Annotated in this window: 16 protein-coding genes; 7 read left to right on the plus strand and 9 right to left on the minus strand. The window is 35.6% G+C overall.

Annotation, left to right across the window (positions count from 1 at the left end; translation table 11 throughout):
• The first annotated feature begins 7 nt into the window (after nucleotides 1–7).
• The 7 genes from moeB (at nucleotide 8) to AB3G36_RS10020 (ending at nucleotide 6,837) form a co-directional block, all read left to right on the plus strand.
• Nucleotides 8–1,087 (plus strand): molybdopterin-synthase adenylyltransferase MoeB, encoded by a 1,080-nt coding sequence (moeB, locus tag AB3G36_RS09990; RefSeq protein WP_367752296.1) that lies wholly within the window; start codon nucleotides 8–10, stop codon nucleotides 1,085–1,087.
• Between the two features lie 11 nt (nucleotides 1,088–1,098).
• Nucleotides 1,099–1,536: a molybdenum cofactor biosynthesis protein MoaE gene (locus AB3G36_RS09995; RefSeq protein WP_367752298.1), complete on the plus strand. Its 438-nt coding sequence runs from the start codon at nucleotides 1,099–1,101 to the stop codon at nucleotides 1,534–1,536.
• A gap of 88 nt (nucleotides 1,537–1,624) precedes the next feature.
• Nucleotides 1,625–2,542, plus strand: a complete 918-nt coding sequence (gene moaCB, locus AB3G36_RS10000) for a bifunctional molybdenum cofactor biosynthesis protein MoaC/MoaB (RefSeq protein WP_367757923.1) — start codon at nucleotides 1,625–1,627, stop codon at nucleotides 2,540–2,542.
• Complete coding sequence (gene moaA, locus AB3G36_RS10005; RefSeq protein ID WP_367752299.1) at nucleotides 2,529–3,536, plus strand: GTP 3',8-cyclase MoaA; 1,008 nt, start codon at nucleotides 2,529–2,531, stop codon at nucleotides 3,534–3,536. Before moaCB ends, moaA begins: the two co-directional genes overlap by 14 nt.
• 347 nt (nucleotides 3,537–3,883) lie before the next feature.
• Nucleotides 3,884–4,144, plus strand: coding sequence for a hypothetical protein (locus AB3G36_RS10010; protein WP_367752301.1), 261 nt, complete (start codon nucleotides 3,884–3,886; stop codon nucleotides 4,142–4,144).
• A 153-nt stretch (nucleotides 4,145–4,297) separates the two neighbouring features.
• Nucleotides 4,298–5,059, plus strand: coding sequence for a DUF4382 domain-containing protein (locus AB3G36_RS10015; protein ID WP_367752303.1), 762 nt, complete (start codon nucleotides 4,298–4,300; stop codon nucleotides 5,057–5,059).
• A 473-nt stretch (nucleotides 5,060–5,532) separates the two neighbouring features.
• Nucleotides 5,533–6,837: a M28 family peptidase gene (locus tag AB3G36_RS10020; RefSeq protein ID WP_367752305.1), complete on the plus strand. Its 1,305-nt coding sequence runs from the start codon at nucleotides 5,533–5,535 to the stop codon at nucleotides 6,835–6,837.
• A 241-nt stretch (nucleotides 6,838–7,078) separates the two neighbouring features.
• Here AB3G36_RS10020 and AB3G36_RS10025 read toward each other — a convergent pair whose 3' ends face one another.
• The 9 genes from AB3G36_RS10025 to AB3G36_RS10065 form a co-directional block, all read right to left on the minus strand.
• Nucleotides 7,079–7,627 carry an acyl-CoA thioesterase gene (locus tag AB3G36_RS10025; RefSeq protein ID WP_367752306.1) on the minus strand — a complete coding sequence of 183 codons (549 nt, stop codon included), beginning with the start codon at nucleotides 7,625–7,627 and terminating at the stop codon, nucleotides 7,079–7,081.
• Nucleotides 7,628–7,824: 197 nt separating this feature from the next.
• Complete coding sequence (locus AB3G36_RS10030; RefSeq protein ID WP_367752308.1) at nucleotides 7,825–9,267, minus strand: rubredoxin; 1,443 nt, start codon at nucleotides 9,265–9,267, stop codon at nucleotides 7,825–7,827.
• A gap of 59 nt (nucleotides 9,268–9,326) precedes the next feature.
• Complete coding sequence (locus tag AB3G36_RS10035; RefSeq protein ID WP_367752310.1) at nucleotides 9,327–12,839, minus strand: molybdopterin-dependent oxidoreductase; 3,513 nt, start codon at nucleotides 12,837–12,839, stop codon at nucleotides 9,327–9,329.
• A 362-nt stretch (nucleotides 12,840–13,201) separates the two neighbouring features.
• Nucleotides 13,202–14,023, minus strand: coding sequence for an ABC transporter ATP-binding protein (locus AB3G36_RS10040; RefSeq protein WP_367752312.1), 822 nt, complete (start codon nucleotides 14,021–14,023; stop codon nucleotides 13,202–13,204).
• A 38-nt stretch (nucleotides 14,024–14,061) separates the two neighbouring features.
• Nucleotides 14,062–14,901 (minus strand): ABC transporter ATP-binding protein, encoded by an 840-nt coding sequence (locus tag AB3G36_RS10045; protein ID WP_367752314.1) that lies wholly within the window; start codon nucleotides 14,899–14,901, stop codon nucleotides 14,062–14,064.
• Between the two features lie 129 nt (nucleotides 14,902–15,030).
• Nucleotides 15,031–16,119 carry an ABC transporter permease gene (locus tag AB3G36_RS10050; protein WP_367752316.1) on the minus strand — a complete coding sequence of 363 codons (1,089 nt, stop codon included), beginning with the start codon at nucleotides 16,117–16,119 and terminating at the stop codon, nucleotides 15,031–15,033.
• 171 nt (nucleotides 16,120–16,290) lie between these two features.
• Complete coding sequence (locus AB3G36_RS10055; RefSeq protein WP_367752318.1) at nucleotides 16,291–17,664, minus strand: CmpA/NrtA family ABC transporter substrate-binding protein; 1,374 nt, start codon at nucleotides 17,662–17,664, stop codon at nucleotides 16,291–16,293.
• A gap of 27 nt (nucleotides 17,665–17,691) precedes the next feature.
• Nucleotides 17,692–18,951 (minus strand): alginate export family protein, encoded by a 1,260-nt coding sequence (locus tag AB3G36_RS10060; protein WP_367752320.1) that lies wholly within the window; start codon nucleotides 18,949–18,951, stop codon nucleotides 17,692–17,694.
• Nucleotides 18,952–19,270: 319 nt separating this feature from the next.
• Nucleotides 19,271–19,969 carry a Crp/Fnr family transcriptional regulator gene (locus AB3G36_RS10065; protein WP_367752321.1) on the minus strand — a complete coding sequence of 233 codons (699 nt, stop codon included), beginning with the start codon at nucleotides 19,967–19,969 and terminating at the stop codon, nucleotides 19,271–19,273.
• Nucleotides 19,970–19,983 lie beyond the last annotated feature (14 nt).

A 19,983-nucleotide genomic window follows, 5' to 3' on the forward strand; every position in this document is an offset into this window, starting at 1 on the left:
GAATTATATGGAAACAACACGATACAACCGACAACTCATTCTTCCTGAAGTAGGCGAAAGCGGACAGGAAAAATTACAGCAAGCCAAAGTTTTAATCATTGGACTTGGTGGTTTAGGCGCGGCAGTTTTACCGTATTTGGCCGCAGCAGGAATTGGCGAAATTGGTTTGATTGATGAAGATGTAATTGAAGTAAGCAACTTGCAACGCCAAGTGATTTATAAAACCGCTTCGGTAGGAAATAGCAAAGTGGAGGAAGCTAAAAATAGGGCTTTAGAGCTGAATCCAACCTTAAAAATAAATGCGATTGTAGAAAGAGTAAATGGTAAAAACGCACTTTCTTTATTTGAATACTACGATATTATTGTGGACGGAACGGATAATTTAAGTACCAAATATTTAATCAATGATGCTTGTTGCGTTACCAATAAACCATTTGTTTATGGTTCTGTTTATAAATTTGAAGGGCAGGTTTCCGTTTTTAATTATCAAGATGGACCCACGTATCGTTGTGTATTTCCAGAGGAAAATGCCGCGGTGAGGAACTGTAATGAAGCCGGAGTGATGGGAATATCCGTTGGAATCATAGGGATGTTTCAAGCCAACGAGGTTTTAAAAATGGTTTTAGGAATAGGAGAGGTGTTAACGGGTAAATTACTGGTTTACAACATGCTTAATAGCGATCAACAAAAATTTGAATTTTCAAAAAAACAAACTATAAAGATTGACAAAACGACTTTCGATCATAAATACAATGTAGCAACTACTCGAAATTTTGAAATCCCTGTTTCGGTAGCAATGAAGCAAATCAATCAGCCCGAAGTTGTTTTTCTAGATGTTCGTAATCTAGAAGAATCTCCAAAATTAGCACAATCCAATTGTATCCAAATTCCGTTAAGTGAACTGGAGGAGGAATTACATCAATTGAATCCCCAAAGTAAAATAATTGTTTTTTGTCAATCAGGAATTCGATCTAAAACGGCAGTAACGCTGCTAAGAAAAAATCAGTTCCTTTCGGCCTTTAGTGTAATAGGCGGAATGAATGCAATGACCAAATTTGAACCTAACGAAACGCTTTTTGTTTCTTAAAAAAATAGACCATGGGAAAGAAAACCGTATTTATAGAAGGCCCTATTTCGGCTGAATTTATAGGGCAATCCATAGCCAAGCATCAAAGCAAGCACACGATTGGTGCACACAATATTTTTCTGGGACAAGTACGTGCAGATGTGCATGGCGATACAGCGGTAAAAGCAATCGAGTACACCGCTTATGAAGAAATGGCCAATGAAAAGCTAGACGCCATCCGCGAAAAAGCATTCGAAAAATACGATTTAATTTGCATGCATATTTACCATAGTTTGGGCGTCGTGCAAGCAGGCGAAGTTTGTTTGTTTGTATTCGTTTCGGCCACACGCAGAAAACAGGTATACGAAGCCACCGAATCGATTGTCAATTGGATAAAAGAGGATGTACCCATCTTTGGCAAAGAAATATTTGAAAACGAAGCATTCACTTGGAAAACAAATACGAAGTAGTCGTTGACCGATGTTCGAAATTCGTTGACCGATGTTCGAAAAACGAAAAACGAATAAACCTGAAACTTTAAACTTTAAACAAAAAACAGTGGTAGACATTACGCATAAAATAAGCACATTACGTTCGGCAACTGCTACGGCAACGGTATTGGTGAGTCATCAAGACACCATTGATGCCATTGTAAATAACGCCGTTCCCAAAGGCAATGTGCTCGAAATGGCCAAAACGGCGGGATTGTTCGCGGTAAAAAACACCCATTTATCCATACCAGATTGCCATCCGCTTCCTATTGAATTTACTTCGGTAGAATATGAAATTAGCGGACTAACGATTGCCATTATTTTCAAAGTAAAAACCGTTTACAAAACTGGTGTTGAGGTTGAGGCCATGCACGGCGCGTCTATTGTGGCGTTGACCATGTATGATATGCTGAAACCTATTGATAAAAACATCGAGATTTCGACCATCAAACTAGTAGAGAAAAAAGGCGGAAAATCGTCTTTCAAAAATAAGTTACCAAATTCGGTCAAAGCGGCGGTTTTCGTTTGTTCCGATTCTATTTTTGCAGGCCAAAAAGAAGATCGTTCTGGTAAAATTATTGTCGAAAAGTTAGATTCGTATGGTATAGAAACGACTCATTACGAAATCATTCCGGATGAGGTCGATTACATCCAAGAGCGCACCACACGATTTGCGCAGGACAAACACCAATTGATTATTTTCACAGGCGGAACCGGACTTTCGCCACGCGATGTCACGCCCGAGGCATTGGAGCCCTTGCTAGAATCTCGCATTCCAGGTATCGAGGAAGCCATTCGATCCTATGGGCAACAGCGCATGCCGTATGCTATGCTTTCGCGCTCCATGGTGGGCACGATAGGCAATACTTTGGTGCTGGCTTTACCAGGATCTACTAATGGTGCTAGAGAATCCATGGATGCTGTTTTCCCGCATGCACTGCACGTTTTTCACGTATTAAAAGGCAACAATCATGACGCCAAATAAAAACCCCTTAACGGATGATTTTGGGCGCACCCACAACTATTTGCGTATTTCGTTGATCGAAAAATGCAACCTGCGTTGTACCTATTGCATGCCTGCGGATGGAATTGCCTTGTCTCCAAAAGCGGATATAATGACCGCACAAGAGATTTATGCCATCGCCAAAACATTCGTCCATCATGGGGTTAATAAAATACGATTAACAGGTGGTGAGCCACTATTACGAAAAGACTTTCCCGAAATAATCACCCAACTCGCCACATTAGGCACCGAGATTTCGATTACCACAAATGGTATTTTGGTCGATAGACACCTAGAAGTTTTAAAGGCTAATAAAGTCACCAAAATCAATTTGAGTCTCGATACACTTGTAGCGACCAAGTTCAATGCCATTACCCTGCGCAATCAGTTTCAAGGCGTGATCGACAATTTGCATCTTTTGCTCCACAACGGCTTTCAAGTCAAGGTCAATGTCGTCTTGATAAAAGGATTCAATGACAACGAAATCATCGATTTTATAAACCTCACTCAGCATTTATCGCTATCGATTCGCTTTATAGAATTCATGCCTTTTGCCGGTAATGAGTGGGATAGGAGCAAAATGGTGTCACAGCAAGAAATTCTGGATGTGGTGCATACCGCTTTTGCCAAAACCAATATTGAGAAATTACAAGACGATAAAAACTTCACTTCCCGAGATTTCAAAATCAAGAATTACGCGGGCAGTTTTGGGATCATCAGTTCCATCACCAATCCTTTTTGTGATGGTTGCAACCGCATTCGATTGACTGCCAACGGCAAAATAAAAAACTGCTTGTTCTCTAACCACGAGACCGATTTACTTACCGCTTACCGCTCAGGCCAAGCCCTCGAAACCGTCATTGCCACCGCCATTCAAACCAAAATGAAAGTAAGAGCCGGCATGACCTCCATAGACGAAATAAACGATCCCACCCTGCACCAAGACAACCGTTCCATGATTAGCATAGGAGGATAAAATTATTATTATTATTTAGAGCTGTTCCCGTCATTCGTTGCAACCCATTTGGTCTCAAACCGGTTTACTAGACGCTGGCAGGAGCTTCCTGCGGTCGCTCTGCCACCACCAGTAAAACTGGTTTTCCACCTGCATGGGGTTTTCACTGCTACCGGGGCTAGGGAATTTGTGGTTTATTTCAAGCGAATGTGGTTTCCCGTAAAGTTTTTATTTATCAAGTATTTATCTTTGAAAAAGAGTTGATTAGTAAATAGTTTATTCAGAATTTTAGTTGATTAAAATGGGAATATTTTCGTTAGATTAAAATAATGTAGGATGATTGGTAAATAATACTTAAACGACTTTTTATGATAAATACCTTAGAAAGAAAGAACAGGCTATATGCCGCGGACCTCGCTAGAAAATATTTTAGTGGGCAAATATCAATGCATCAGTTTTTAAACAACCTACTGGATTATCAAAATGACATTAAAATTAGATTTCTTATTGACAAGGTTGGAAAAAGACCAAAAAAAGGTTGGTTTTTTGATGTTTCTAGAGAAAGAAATACAGCTTACATTAAAGAGGTTTTTATAATTATTGAAGATTTGGAAAATAGCGATGTCTAATATTTAACGATAACAAGTCGTAAAAAGAATCACTATGAATTAATTAGATGGAAATTATACAACCTTTAGTTATTATTTTATAATAGTTTTTAAATCATTAGTAATCAACTTTGTAATGTTGTAAAAATTAAATTACAGCTTAACAATTTGATTATGAAAAAGATACTTTTAATTGCTACGTTTATTGTATTTGGAATTACAGTGAACTCTTGCAGCAGCGATTCTACTTCTGGCACTTATGCCTACAATGTTCGTATGACAGATGCTCCTGGACCTTATGAAAAGGTAAACATTGATTTAAAAGCGGTGGAAGTTACAGGAAACAATGGGCAAACGGTACTATTAAACACTACAGCTGGTATTTACAACCTTTTAGAGTTTTCTAATGGTTTGAGTACACTAATAGCTACTAGTGAATTGAGTGATGCTAACGTATCACAAATTAGGTTGATTCTTGGGTCTAACAACACAGTGGTTGTGGGAGGTGTTACTTATCCTTTAGACACGCCAAGTGCTGAACAATCAGGCTTGAAATTACAAGTGCACCAAACCTTGCTTGCGGATATTCAAAATGAGATCCTACTTGATTTTGATGCCAATGCTTCAATTGTAAAAACTGGAAATGGAACTTACAAACTAAAACCAGTGGTGAGAACTATAGTTACCGCTATTACTGGAAATATCAAAGGAAGTATTACTCCCATTGGTACTTTGGCCGTGGTAACAGCTACCTCTGTTGATGCTGTTGAATACTCGAGTAGTGTGAATGCGTTAGGTGAGTTTCAAATATCAGGGCTTTTACCTGGAATCTACACTTTTACTATAACGCCTTTATTGCCATTACTGCCTGTAACCCAAACAAATGTGGTGGTAACAGCAGGTGTAAACACTAATTTGGGTGTGATAGCGCTATAAGATATCCCTTTTTGCCTTAAATTTTTTATTAAAAAACCACGTGTTAGTTTGCGTGGTTTTTTTATGTGCTAAAGTGAACTACTAACTTAACCTGAAGTTACTGTAAGTCATATTTCCTAAGAGTTTGAACGTCTCGATCGTGAACACTATGGTAATATCTTTTTTTGTGAGGAAGTATTCTAGTATAATTGCTTCGTTCCTGGCAATGACAGAATTGAGATTTAGTTATTATGAAAATTACTCGTGTTTCCTAGCCCTAATGGTAGCGGCATCCTCGTAGCGTAGCGAAGAGATACAGCGAACAGCAGGAGGGAAGGTTCTTGAAACCTAGAAAAGCTTTGGCTCCAAAAAAGAAAGGAACTACTTATTGAATTCTTTATTCGTTACTAGCCTTATTTTTTCTATTTTTACTGTAACAGATTATAATAATCGCACTCTTATTGTGGAATCGATTATTATTTAAAAGTATAGATATGAAAAGAATTGTTTTAAGCGGACTGGTACTTTGTGCTGGTTTGATGGTGCAAGCGCAATCCATCGATAAAATCATTTGCACGGATAAAGTGACCGAGATTGAAAAAGTACTTTCGGCAGATGATATGCAAGGGCGTAGGGCTTTTACACCAGGAATCGATAAGGCATCGGCCTATATTGAGTCTCAATTCAAGAAAATAGGGCTACAAACCTTTAATAACTCCAAAGATTACCGTCAAGAATTTGCGACGACGGAGGCCAAAAGAACGAGTCTAGAAGTAACGATTGACGGCAAAGCGATTGATGCGGGGTCGATGATTTCATTTTCGTACCAACCTCAGGTTTCCTTGACAGAGGCGAGTCCTGTTACTGTGGTAAGCATTGGTTCTGGAGATAATTTTGGACCTAAGTTTTATGAGTATTACCGAAGCGATAAAAATTTATTGGTTTTAGTTGATGCGTCGTTTAAAGCCAAACTTCAAAATATGCAACATATTGGTCAAATGGCTGCTAAACCAGGGAAGAATACGGTTGTATTTGTTTTTGGACCTACAACTGCTACACGTTTCAAAATTGAAGCAACCAATACTATTACTACTAAAAAACTGAACAATGTAGTGGGGATGTTGAAAGGAAAAACGAAACCAAATGAATATGTAATATTTTCAGGTCATTACGATCATCTAGGTGTGGGCTCGCCAGAAGAAGGAGTGCCACATGATGCCACAGATTCTATCTACAATGGAGCCAATGATGATGCGGCAGGAACAACTGCGGTGATTGTGCTTGCTGAATATTTCAAGAAAATAAATAATAATGATCGTTCTATCATTTTTTCGACTTTTGTAGCAGAAGAATTGGGAGGTTATGGAGCTAAATATTTTTCGGAACAAATGAATCCAGAGCAAGTAATGGCCATGTTCAATATTGAAATGATTGGTACCGATTCTAAATGGGGGGAAAACTCGGCTTACATCACTGGATTTGATAAAACGAATATGGGTGAAATTTTGCAGAAAAACTTAGAAGGATCGCAATTTAAATTCCATCCAGATCCCTACCCAGAACAACAATTATTCTATAGATCTGACAATGCTACTCTAGCAAGACAAGGAGTTCCGGCGCATACAATTTCGACATCAAAAATGGATAACGAACCTAATTATCATAAAGCGAGTGATGAAATAGGAACATTAGACATGGACAACATGACCGAAATTATTAAAGCGATCGCAATTAGTTCGTCATCTATTATCAGCGGAAAAGACACGCCAACGAGAGTGGATACTACGAAGTTGAAATAAGTAATTTTTTAAGTGATAGAAAAAGTTTTACTACTGTAAAATACTTTTTTTTTAACCATTTAGAGATTAAGAAAATTAAGGATAGACACTTAATGAGCCTTAATCTCTAAATGGTTTTTTAGCTTTATTATTTAGAGGTTGGTTGTAAATAAATTTAACCATTAAGGTATTTAGGAGATTAAGGATAACAACTTAATAAACGGTAATTTCTAAAGGGTGTATAATATTTCACAAAAATGGACTAATTGAATTCGACTTGTACTTTATACTTATTAGAACTTACAATAGATTCTATAGATCCAAATGAGGCAATACTTTGATGTTCTTCTCTTTCTTTTCTCAAAGAAATTTGCTTTAACGCATTTTGAAACCGACTTACTTCTTTTAAAGTAGTCAGTATAAGTCCTGGAACAGCGGCATTTTTACCAGCACTGTCTTTAGAAACCATCGTGAAATAAGAGGAATTACAATGATTGACAGTTCCTGTTTGAATATTTTCCGATTCTACTCGGATGCCCACAATCATAGAACTGTTTCCCACATAGTTCACACTGGCTTTCATAGTAACTAATTCGCCCACTTCAATAGGTTTCAAGAAATTCACTGTATCCACAGAGGCCGTTACACAATAATTCCCGCAAAATTTAGACCCACATGCAAAGGCAATCTGGTCCATAAGTGACAAAATATAACCACCATGAATTTTTCCGCTAAAGTTGGTGTGGGAAGGCAACATTAACTCGGATATAGTGATGTGCGACGAGCTTACCGTTTTGAAAGTAGTATTCATATTGTAATGATTTATAATAAAAAGAGATTTTGAACGGCCAAAAATAGATAATTTTTTTGAAGGGAAAGCAGGCAATTAAATTTCAAGTTTTTTAAACCATTAAGAGATTAAGAATCTTTAGTATTGAGTCTTAATGAGTCTTACTTTCTTAATGGTTTTTATTGCAAAATTTAATCAAGAATGTTATTTAAATTGAATTAAATCGCATCCAGTTTTTCAAGATTTAACGTGATAAAATTGGATTTTGGTGCTTCACATAAAGAACAACAATAATTCACAGGTAAATCCTTAAATAAAGTTCCTTTTTCAATGCCTTGTTCTATATCTCCGTATTCTGAATTATAAACCGTTAAGCATTCTTTACATTGATGTACATCGAGTTCTTTTTTTTCTTTTTTGACTGCTGTTGCCGTATCAATTTCAGACACAGAGTTGCCTAACTCTTCAAAATATTTCCTACTTAATTCTATCAAAATCGTAGGCAATTCCAGTTTGTCTACATCTTGTGCATGAACAATATACGTGCGACTATTAGGATCAAAATTTTTGGCGTAAAGCACATTATACGTATCTCTAATTTTTATGGAAGCTAGATCTTTAGGCATCTCATTTTTTTCTACGACAATAGAAGTGAAGTAATGACCTTCTCTATTGTATTCAGAAATTCCAAAAGTAAGTCCGTAGGTACTAATATCAAATTGATCCAAAGTACGAACTAAGAACGTTTTTAGATTCAACGCCCATTCTCTGGCCACTGGTAAATGCCAGTTGAGTTCTAATAACGAATGACGGACATTGATTCCTTTCTTTCCTAAGAATTTTTCCCAGTCTAATTTGCGGTCTTTTGGGATTCCTTTTACCACAAATGATTTCCAAGGTGTAATACATATTTTTCCTATTTTACAGTCAAAACACAAATCACACATTTCTTTTAAGAACTCTAAATCATATAAGTTGTTTCTCCAATACAAACCCAACCAATATTGATCTATACCCAATCGATTCATTCCTTCATAGTAAGGAAACGGATAAAAAGGTATGTTTAAAGGTTTGTCAATGGTTCTATTATTGGTATCCAAAGCTTCACTCACCAAACTAAAAATCATGTCAATTCCGCAAGATTCTTCGCTTACAATGCGTTCTATTTCATAATAAAATTTAGAAATATCCCAACTGTAAATTAATACTGGATACACTTCCATGCGCTCCCAATTGGGCAAGCGAATGTATAGAAACCAGTAATCTTCATGCTCTGAAGCTATAAAGTTAATATGTCCTGTAAACAAAGGAACCAACTGCTGTTTAGGGTCGGTAATGTTCACTTTTAATACAGGATGTTCTTTGAATTGTTCTAATATATAAAGGAATTTGTTTCCTGTAAGCCAATTTGTATTTCTAAAAATATCGGTAGAGACATAAGAAGAAACAATGTTATTCCCGCTTTTTTGATCTGGAAAAATAACTTGATGTCCTTCTTTTGTATCCGTATATAAATTATTAAATCCTTTTGGAAAAATAATATCTTGTCTGGATCCAAAAGAAAAATCTTTGAGCCCTTGTTCCAAGCCCATATTTACAATGTTTCGTAATTCACCAGGTGAAATAACGCCTCCTTTTACTATTAATCTCGTTAGTTCCATAATTTTATAGTTTCAAGTTTACCGTTTCAAGTTTATGTCTATATAATTGAAACAAAAAACTATTTTATTTTTGATAATATTTCCTTTACTTCTGTTTTACAACTTCCGCAGCCTAAACCAGCTCCTGTACTTCTACATAATTCTGTAAAATTAGTAGTTCCACTTTTTATGGCTTCTTCAATATTGCCACTTCCTACTTGACTGCAAGAACAAACGAGTTTTCCTAAAACAGGCTTTGCATTTGAGCTTCCTCGCAATAAGGAGTTTCTCTTGTCGGATAATTCGATTTTGCTTTCAATCATGCTTTTGAACTCGGCAAATTCATTTTTATCGCCCATCAAAATAGCGCCTACTAATAAATCATTTTTAACGATGCATTTTTTATAGTAGCGTTGTTTCAAGTCGGCAAAAACAATTTCTTCATAGGAATCATCATTTTCGGGGATTTCGATTTCACCAATACTACAAAGATTGATGTCTTCTAGTTTTAAGATATTCATTAAAACAGAACCTTTATAAAAACTGCTAATATCTCCAGCTAAATAATTGGCTAAAATATCAGCTTGTTCTTCTGCCGCTGAGGTAATTCCGAACAAACGATTGTTGAATTCGGCTATTTCACCAATGGCATAGATATCAGGATTAGACGATTGTAAGTACTGATTTACTTTTACACCGCGTCCGCAATTAATCCCAGATTCTTTGGCTATTTCAATATTTGGGATAGTTCCAATAGTATATACGATAGCATTTGCGGTAAGAATTCGTCCACTTTTTAAAGCGATTTCAATTTCATTTTCATTATCAGTTTCAAATACGGTACTCACTTCATTATCAAAATAGATTTGTATGTCTCTAATTTGCACTTCTTCGGCTAATAATTTACTGGAAATACGATCCAGTTGGCGTTCCATTAAACGGGATGCTCTTTGGATAATAGTAATCTTGACTTTTTTATGTTTCAGTGCAGCGGCTAATTCTAAACCTAATAAACCACCTCCTACAATCACTACGTGTTGCTCTTCGGGAGCTAATTTAGTATTGTCTAGATAGTTTTTCAGTCGGTCTGCATCTTCTTTTTTTCTTATGGTAAAGCGGCCAGGTAAATGCAATTGTGCGTTTTCTGGAATAAAAGGGCGACTTCCTGTGGCTAGTATTAAATTGTCAAAAGTATGTGTGATGCCTTGGCTATCCACCACTGTTTTATCAGAAGTATTAATAGCATCTATCCCAACGCCAGACTTCATCGTGATATTCAATTTGCCTAAAGCGTCATCTTTTATTTTTAATAATTTATCCCAAGACAACTCAGCAGTGACATATTCAGGTAATAAAACACGGTTGTAAAACGGGTTAATTTCATTAGAGAATATTATTATTTCATCAGTAGTGTTGATTTCTCTATAATTCTGTATGAATCGAAAGGCAGCTGCTCCAGCGCCAATAATAGCAATTTTTTGGAACGGTTTAATGTATTTAGCTACGGATACCGTGGTATATTTAAAATCAGGCTCTTTAGAAATGGGATCAACAAGAGTATTCGTTAAATTATTGGTACGATTCAAATCGTTTTCTAATTGTTTTCCCCAATGCATTGGTAAAAACACCACGGTTTCTTTAATGCTGTCCGTCACTTTTGCTTTTACGCGTACAGCACCATTTTTACTGGTAACCATAACGATATCTCCATTTTTAATGGACGCTTTAAAAGCATCAATAGGATTTATTTCTAGAAAAGGACTCGGAATATGCGTCATTAAGCGCGACACTTTTCCTGTCTTGGTCATTGTATGCCATTGATCTCTTATACGTCCTGTTGTAAGTATAAAGGGGAACTGGTCATTGGGTTGCTCTGACGTATTTTCAATAGCTGTTGGGAGATTGAAAATTGCTTTTTGCGAAGGCGTAAAGAATTTTTTATCAGTAAATAGGCGAGGGGTTCCAGGATGTCCGTAATCAGGAACAGGCCATTGAAAAGTACCTTCGTTTTTTAATCGGTTGTAATTTAAATAAGAAATATCAATATTAGTGTTTTTTGTCATTTGACAATATTCCTTGTATACTTCTTCGGTATTATTGAAATTGAAGCCATTGAAATTCATTTTTTTAGCAAAACGAAGTAGGATGTCAATATCTGATAAAGCTTCACCAGGTGCATTTATTCCTTTTGGTAAGTAAGAAATTCGTCGCTCCGAGTTGGTCATAGTGCCTTCTTTTTCTAGCCAAGCTGCTGCTGGTAAAAGTAAGTCGGCATGTTTAGCCGTATCTGCATTGTGTGATATTTCTTGAACGACTACAAATTTGGCTTTCGCCAAAGCTTTCTCTACTCTTCGAGAATCAGGTAAACTCACCAAAGGATTGGTGCAAATTACCCAGATGGCTTTCATTTTTCCAGATTCAAGCGCTTCAAACATTTCGGTTGCCGTAAATCCTGGTTTTTCGGATATGGAGTCTACTCCCCAAAAATCAGCTACTTCTTGTCGGTGCACAGGATTTGCTAAATCTTTATGAACTGCTAATAAATTAGCCATTCCACCTACTTCACGACCTCCCATAGCATTGGGCTGGCCCGTTAATGAAAAGGGACCAGACCCAGGTTTTCCTACATGACCGGTTAACAGTGAAATATTCAATAAGGCAGTGTTTTTATCGACTCCAATCGCGCTTTGATTCAATCCCATGGCCCAAAGCGAAAGAAATCCTTCTGCTTTACCTATTAAATCAGCTGCTAGTTTAATATCACTAACAGAAACTCCACAAAGTTTAGATGCTTTTTCTAATGAGGTAGATAAAACAAGCGCTCTGTATGCTAGGTAATTTTCGGTATTATTTTTTATAAAATCAGCATCCGTATAGCCTCTTTCTATAATGCATTTGGCTAAGGCATGGTATAAAACAATATCAGATCCTGGAATAATTTGAAGATGTAGATCGGCAGTTGCTGCAGTATCTGTTCTTCTTGGGTCTATAACAATTATTTTTACCTTAGGATTTTTCTCTTTATGTTGTTCAAGTCTTCTAAAAAGGATAGGGTGACACCAAGCTGGATTAGCACCTGTGATTAAAAAAGTATCCGCCAGTTCAATATCGTCATAGGCGATAGGAACGGAGTCTTCTCCAAATGTTTTTTTGTATCCCACAACTGCTGAGCTCATGCACAAGCGGGAGTTGGTATCTATATTATTGGTTTTTAGAAATCCTTTTACCAGTTTATTTACTAAGTAATATTCTTCAGTAAGGCATTGCCCAGAGATGTAAAAACCAACACTATCTGGACCGTGTTTTTTTATTATGGAAGAAAAAACCGCTGCCGCACGATCCATCGCCGCATCCCAACTCACTCTTTCCATGGGATGGGATTTACTCCATCGCATTTCTGGGTACAGGATTCTATCCGAAGTATCATTGGCTACATAATGCAAGTTCATCCCCTTAGAACAAAGCATTCCTCTATTTACAGGATGATTTTCATCTCCACGAACGGTTACGCCATTTTTAGAATCATTGGTTACAATAATCCCACAGCCTACACCACAATACGAACAAGTTGTTTTAATTTCTGGATTTTGCATTTGTAATCTTCTGTATTAAATAGTAAAACTGTCGAAGAAATAGAATATACGATTCTGAGATCTTTATAACAAAAGTAAGTATTAATACGTAATAATACGTAATTTTAAATTTGTTTTTTCTAAGTTTTATCAATTTAGAGAATCAGATGCTTCTGAAACTTGAATTTATTGCAAAAAGCGGGGTTTAATTATAACATTAATAAATTTTGTTTTGAAACAAAAAAAGATTGAAGCATTTTAGACTTCAATCTTTTAAGGTTTAATTTTATGAATTCTATTTTTTTTAGCCACAGATTAAAATCATTTCATAGATTTTCTATTTGTGAAAATTTTGTCTGAGTTACTTATTGGAACTTGTTGTTTTAATGTTCTAAGAAATTAATTAGATGTTCACGGTTGCCATAATAGGTGGGATGTTCTAATATGGCTTTTCTATTTCGAGGTCTTTCATAGGTAATGTCTAGAATATCTCCTATTTGTGCTTTAGGTCCTGAGGTCATCATAATCACTCTGTCTGCCAAGAAAATGGACTCATCGACATCATGGGTAATCATTATTCCAGTTGTTTTTTCTTTGTTTAATACCTCTAACAATACATCTTGAAGTTCCCCTCTAGTTAAAGAATCAAGCATTCCAAAAGGTTCATCTAAAAGTAAAATTTGCGGTTTTAAAGCCAATGCTCTTGCAATTCCAACTCTTTGCTTCATTCCTTGCGATAGGTCTTTTGCTTTTTTGTCAAAGGAGCCATCGAGACCTACTTTACTTAGGTAATATTTACAAATGTCTAAGCGTTGCTTTTTGGTTGCATTTGCAAAAACTTTTTCTACACCTAGTAAAACATTTTCTAGGGCACTCATCCAGGGCAATAAACTAGGAGATTGAAAGATTACTCCTCTATCTGGTCCAGGACCTGTAATTGGGGAGCCATTTAATATAATTTGGCCTCCTGATATTAGATTTAAACCTGCAATCATAGAAAGCAATGTTGTTTTTCCGCAACCAGAGTGCCCAATTATAGAAACAAATTCACCTTCTTTAATTTTTAAATTTAGATTTTCCAATACTACAAAATCACCATTTGGAGTGGGATAAATTTTGGTTAAATTAGATAACTCCAACATGTATTTTTCAAATCCCAATGGATCACGATTTATTATATCTTTTTCTAATATGGACTCTTTCATGGTATCTATCTCTTTAAATTTTAATTATATAATGAATTCTAGTTGAATTTCATTGGTACTAAATCAGGCAATTCGTAGTGCGTAATTTCTAGTCCTGCCGTTCTTTCCTGTCCAATTTCCATCAGATATTCAATAATACCATTTCTTAATTTTTTAAAACTGTCTAAATGGTTCAAGGCAATTTTATTGCGAGGTCGCTCAATTTCAATTTCAAATTGGGGTCCTAGAGTGGCTTTTGGACCTGGACGTAAAGGTATCACGCGATCAGCCATGAAAACGCCTTCATCCACATCATTGGTTATTAGCAAAGCGGTTCGTTTGTCCTCACTCCAGATAGAAAGTATTTCTTCTTGCAGGTTCCCTCTTGTCAACGCATCCAATGCTCCCAAAGGTTCATCCATTAAAATTAATTCTGGTTTCATAGCTAATGTTCGGGCTACCGCTACACGTTGACGCATACCGCCTGAAAGTTCTTTTGGTTTTTTGTGTGAAGCATGAGAAAGATGTACTTTTTCAATAAAATTATTGACATGATCCTCTATTTCTTTTTTAGTCCAGTCTTTAAAAACGGATTTTACCGCCATTTCAATATTATCATACACAGTAAGCCAAGGCAGTAAAGAATAATTTTGAAAGATAATTCCACGTTCGTGACTGGTTCCTTGGATTGGTTTGCCTTTGAATAATATTTCACCTGAATCCGGTTCTATTAATCCTGCGATTAGATTGACTAAAGTGGTTTTTCCACTTCCTGTAAATCCTACAATAGCCACAAATTCTCCTTCTTCTATTTTTAAGTTGATGTTTGATAATACTTCGGTTTTGTTTTTTCCTTCACCGTACGATTTACAAACATTTTTTAGTTCTAAATATGCCATGATTTTTTTGTTTAAAAGAGTTTAAAGTTTTAAAAGTCGATTATAGAAAGTCAATTTGGTTTATTTTAAATGTCATTATTCTCAAAAGTAGGACTTTATGACTTTCGACTTTATGACCTTAAAACTTCCTCAATCCGTAAACGTTAGTAATTTTTGAAAAATCATCATTACACGATCCAGCATGAATCCTATTATTCCTATTACAAACATGGCTACAATAATTTTAGAATTAGAATCACTAGAACCATTTTGGAATTCTTCCCAAACAAAAGATCCTAAACCTGGACTTTGGGCTAACAATTCGATTGCAATTAATACCATCCAAGCCACAGAAAGAGTAATTCTTAATCCAGTGAATATCATAGGAAAAGACGAGGGAAGTATTATTTTGAAAACCTTGCTAAATGTTCCAAGTTGCAACACTTTAGCTACGTTAATATAATCTTTATCTACAGATGAAACTCCAACGCTGGTATTAACAAGAGTGGCCCACATAGAACACAGTCCTACACTTATAAAGGAAATCACAAATGATTTTTCGATATCAACATTGGTCAAAAGTGTTTTTATAATCATGGATACTAATAATAGCCAAACAACAGGAGATACTGGTTTGAATATTTGTACAATCCAGTTGAAAGAAGTTCTTAGTGTTGTACTTAGTCCTAATACAATACCTGTAGGAACGGCAATAATTATAGAGAGTAAGAAACCGGCAAAAACGGTTTTTAAACTCGTCATTATTTGATCTACAAATGAAGGACGGCCAGTGTACACAATTTCAATTTGGCCTTTGGCTTTACGATCGGTATTTATAGCTTCGTATTTGTCTATAAATTCTTGTTTTTTGGCGGTCATTATTTTATGATCATCCCATAATTTTCCTAAGGCAGTATAAACCATAGCAGGAGAAGGCAAGGAATTAGGTCTGCAGCTTATGTCTCCAGATGCGATACAAGCTTCTAGTTTTTTGGCGGCTTCTGGTCCTTGGTCTTTAAGTGCTTTTTCAATTTTTATTTCGGACTCAACATTATTTAAATAATTAGAAAAGGATTGCCATAAAAGGATAAATAATACTACTGATAAAATAGGGAAGAGGATTCTTTTGAATGCATCTTTTCCATTTTTTTTCAAATCTTCTCCAGTCAGTAATCTAATGAGAGGTTCTAAGTAACCCAGTCCAATAAATTGTACAGTTTTTATTATTTTAGTCTTCATGTTTCTTTTTTTATATATTTAAAATTGGTTGTAAGGATTATCATTAGTTTTGATTTTGAACTAATTATCTCCTAAGTAAGAAACCATTCTAAGGTAATGTTGTGTTTTTTAGTTTTTAAATAAGTAGTTGAGGATGAAACTACAACACCCCCAACTACATCATTTTATGAATTAGTTTTTATTACCAATTTTTAAGCTTTTAATGTATTCCAATGGCATTTTACCATCGTATTTTACACCGTCAATAAAGTCAGTTGTTGCTGGTTTGTAACCATCAGTTGTTGGAATATCTTCGGCAACTAAATTTCCTTCTTTCAATAAAAGTTGTGCTGCTTTGGTCCAAATTTCAGGCTTGTAAACCTCTTTGATTTTTGAGGCATACCACTCAGCTGGTTTTGATTCTGTAATTTGTCCCCAACGTCTCATTTGAGTCATGAACCAAATTCCATCAGAATAGTAAGGATAAGTTGCATTGTCTTTAAAGAATACATTGAAATCAGCTGCATCGCGTTTGTCTCCTTTTTCGTACTCAAATGTTCCAGTCATTGAGTTTTTTAATACATTCTCATCGGCACCTACATAAGCAGGGCTAGATAAAATTTTAACTGCTTCCAATCTATTTTTTGGATCGTCTAACCATTTTCCTGCTCTAATCAAAGCTTTAGTGATCGCAATAGCAGTATTTGGGTTTTTGTCGATAAAAGCTTGAGTCATAACAAAAACTTTTTCTGGGTGGTTTTTCCATATGTCACGGCTTGTGATAACTGGTACTCCAATTCCTTTGCTTACCGCTTGTTGATTCCAAGGTTCACCAACACAATATCCATTGATTGTTCCTGCTTCTAGTGTAGCTGGCATTTGTGGCGGAGGTGTTACTGATAATAATACATCAGCATTGATCATTCCTTGTGCATTGTCTTTTGTATATTGTCCAGGGTTGATACCTCCTGCAGCTAACCAATAACGCAGTTGGTAGTTGTGCGTTGATACTGGGAATACCATACCCATTTTGAATGGTTTATTAGCATTTTTGTATTCTTTTATAACAGGTAATAAGGCACTAGCACTAATAGGGTGAATCGGTTTTCCATCTTTCATAGGCAATCCTGGTTTCATTTTTGACCAAACATCGTTAGAAACAGTGATAGCATTACCATTTAAATCCATAGAGAAAGTAGTAACTAATTTCGCTTGTCTTCCAAAACCTACTGCAGCAGCTATAGGCTGTCCTGCTAGCATATGAGATCCGTCAATTTGTTCGTCAATTACACGGTCTAAAACATTTTTCCAGTTCGATTGCGCTTCTAAGGTTACAAATAAACCTTCGTCTTCAAAGAAGCCTTTTTCTTTGGCTATAGCCAAAGGAGCCATATCAGTTAGTTTTATAAATCCTAAAGTTACCTGTGGTTTCTCCAGCGTTAATTTTTCGGTTTTTGAAGTAGAGGCAACTTCAGTCGTAGCCTCTTTCTTTTCTTCTTTTTTACAGCTCAAAACGCTCAAAGAGGCAATGGCTAGTACGGATAATCTAAAAACTAATTTTTTCATGTTATACTTTTTTAAAATAGTTGATTATTATTTTTTTGTTGAAAATATTTGCGGGTTGATGTTGATCATTACCCAAGCCCAATTGTTTGTTTTGCTCGCGTCTCCAGTTTTTAAAGTCTCTAATGTTGAAGAACCGAACATTTGTGAATATCCTGCAACAGCCATGATGTCTTTGTGAATTTTATATCCTGCAGTTAGATCTACTTCAGTACCTAGGTAAGAGTCTTTTTCAACTCCTGCAGCGATTACTTTATTTGGAGCATAAAAAACGTGTGGTGTCAAGGAGAACTTTACTTTTTTGATTCCAAAATCCAGTTTTAAATAAGCATCTTGTAATCCAACACTGTTTTTGTGATTTCCTACGTAGAAATAATCCATAAATCCGTTGAAAGCATGGTTGGTACCAAATAGGGGAGTAAATGATTTTATTTTGGTATCAGTATCGTTTTGATCTTTTCCAGAAAGGAATTCATATCCTACTGTAGCTTTGAATTTTTCGCTTACAGTATACCCTAAATTTGCTCCTGCATCAAAAGCACTTAAATCAGTACCACTACTTTTACCAGATTGTCCGTAAAGGCTTAAGTCAGCGTCCCATTTCTTACCTTTATACGTCAAGTAAGTACCGTATGTTTGAATGTAATCCGTTTTTAAATCGGTAGGTGTTTTCAGGTATTGGTACCCCGCATTTAATAATAAGAAGCTCGCATTTATTTTTTTAATAGCAGTGTGGTACCAAGCATATTGCATTTCCTTGTAGTTCGTGCCATAGGCTGTTGTAGGTGCGATTAGGTTTTCGGCGGAGGCATTATGAGCAAAACCCAAATCCAATTGATTTTGGGCACTTTTATAAGTTAGTAATGCTGCATCATGACTTTGACCTTGTTGAATCCAATCGATTCCACCCATGATACGTTGATTGTCATAATTTAATACTTGACGACCTAGGCGTGCGCTCCATTTATCATCAAAGTTATATTCAGCATACGCTTCAAAAACGGCTACTCCATTTTTATCTGCAGTAGTTGTAGTAGCTGCATCTCCCCAAGTGCGGATATTTTGTAAAGACAGTTTTAATTTTAATTTATCTTGTTTAAAGTTTAGGTTTAAACGAGAACGTTGTGATATAAATGATGTTGGACTATCTCCTGCTTTCAATAAGCTTTTAAATCCATTTCTATATTCATAACGTGGTCTAAGTTGTATGTTGGCATCGAAGTCCTGTGCATACGAAGCGGTACTGATAACCCCTATAAATGACAAGCATATTGTTTTAAGTAATTTCATAGTTAATAGTTTTAGTTAATGTTTGGTTTTCGTTTTACTTATTTACTTAGCAAATATACGTACGTAGTTTTACTTATTTATTGAAGTTTTTACAATGAATTTTAGCTTTTTTAACCATGATTTAACGGCTATTCTGCTTATTAAAACAGGTGAAAACACAGGTTTTTAACATAATTCGTTTACTTATAGGGTATTATAAAAGTAAGTAGTGTATTATATTAGATTTAAAACACGTATTAGAATACGTAAATCTGATTTTTCTGCATAAAAAAAGCCCAAAACTATTGGGCTTTTATATTGTTCTACTTAGAATAAAAATCTATCGGTGTTCTGCGATTTCCTGCTTCATTTTTTCCACTTGCAACAAGCTTATTTTCTTGCCTACAATTTTTATGAGTCCTTCTTTTTTTAGACTAGAGAAGATACGGGTAACTTGTTCGTCTGTTGTTCCAGCAAAATCGGCAATTTCTTTCCGAGATAAATTGATATCTATTAAATGATTAGTTTGACCAAACTTTTTAAGTAAATATAAAAGAGTATCAATAACACGTTCTCTTACATTCATTTGGGCAATTTTCTTTACATTATTTTCACTTTTATTCAGTTCTTCGGCATAAAACAGCATCATATCATAAGTGAATTCAGGAATAGTTTTAAGGATGTCTTGCATTACTTTGTTGCTGAAATTACATAAGACAGTATCTTCAATTGCAGATGCACCTATCAAATACCTATTACTGGTTCCAAATCCTCGAAAGCCAACTGTATCTCCCTCTTGTGTTAATCGAACAATATGTTCCTTGCCGTAGATTCCTGTTTTTAACACTTTTACTTTTCCCTTATTAATAAAATACAAACCTTGCATTGGTGCACCTTCAAACATGAATTGCTGCCCTTTTTTGCAAGCAAAATTTGTTTTTTGCATTACAAAATCTTGCATTTTTTCTAGATCCAAATGTTTCTTTATAAAACAATTAGTATTGATACAAATAGAGCAATCGGCATTTATTTTTTTCATTTTGTATCTTTTTA

The sequence above is a fragment of the Flavobacterium sp. WC2430 genome (assembly GCF_040822075.1).
GTDB lineage: Bacteria > Bacteroidota > Bacteroidia > Flavobacteriales > Flavobacteriaceae > Flavobacterium.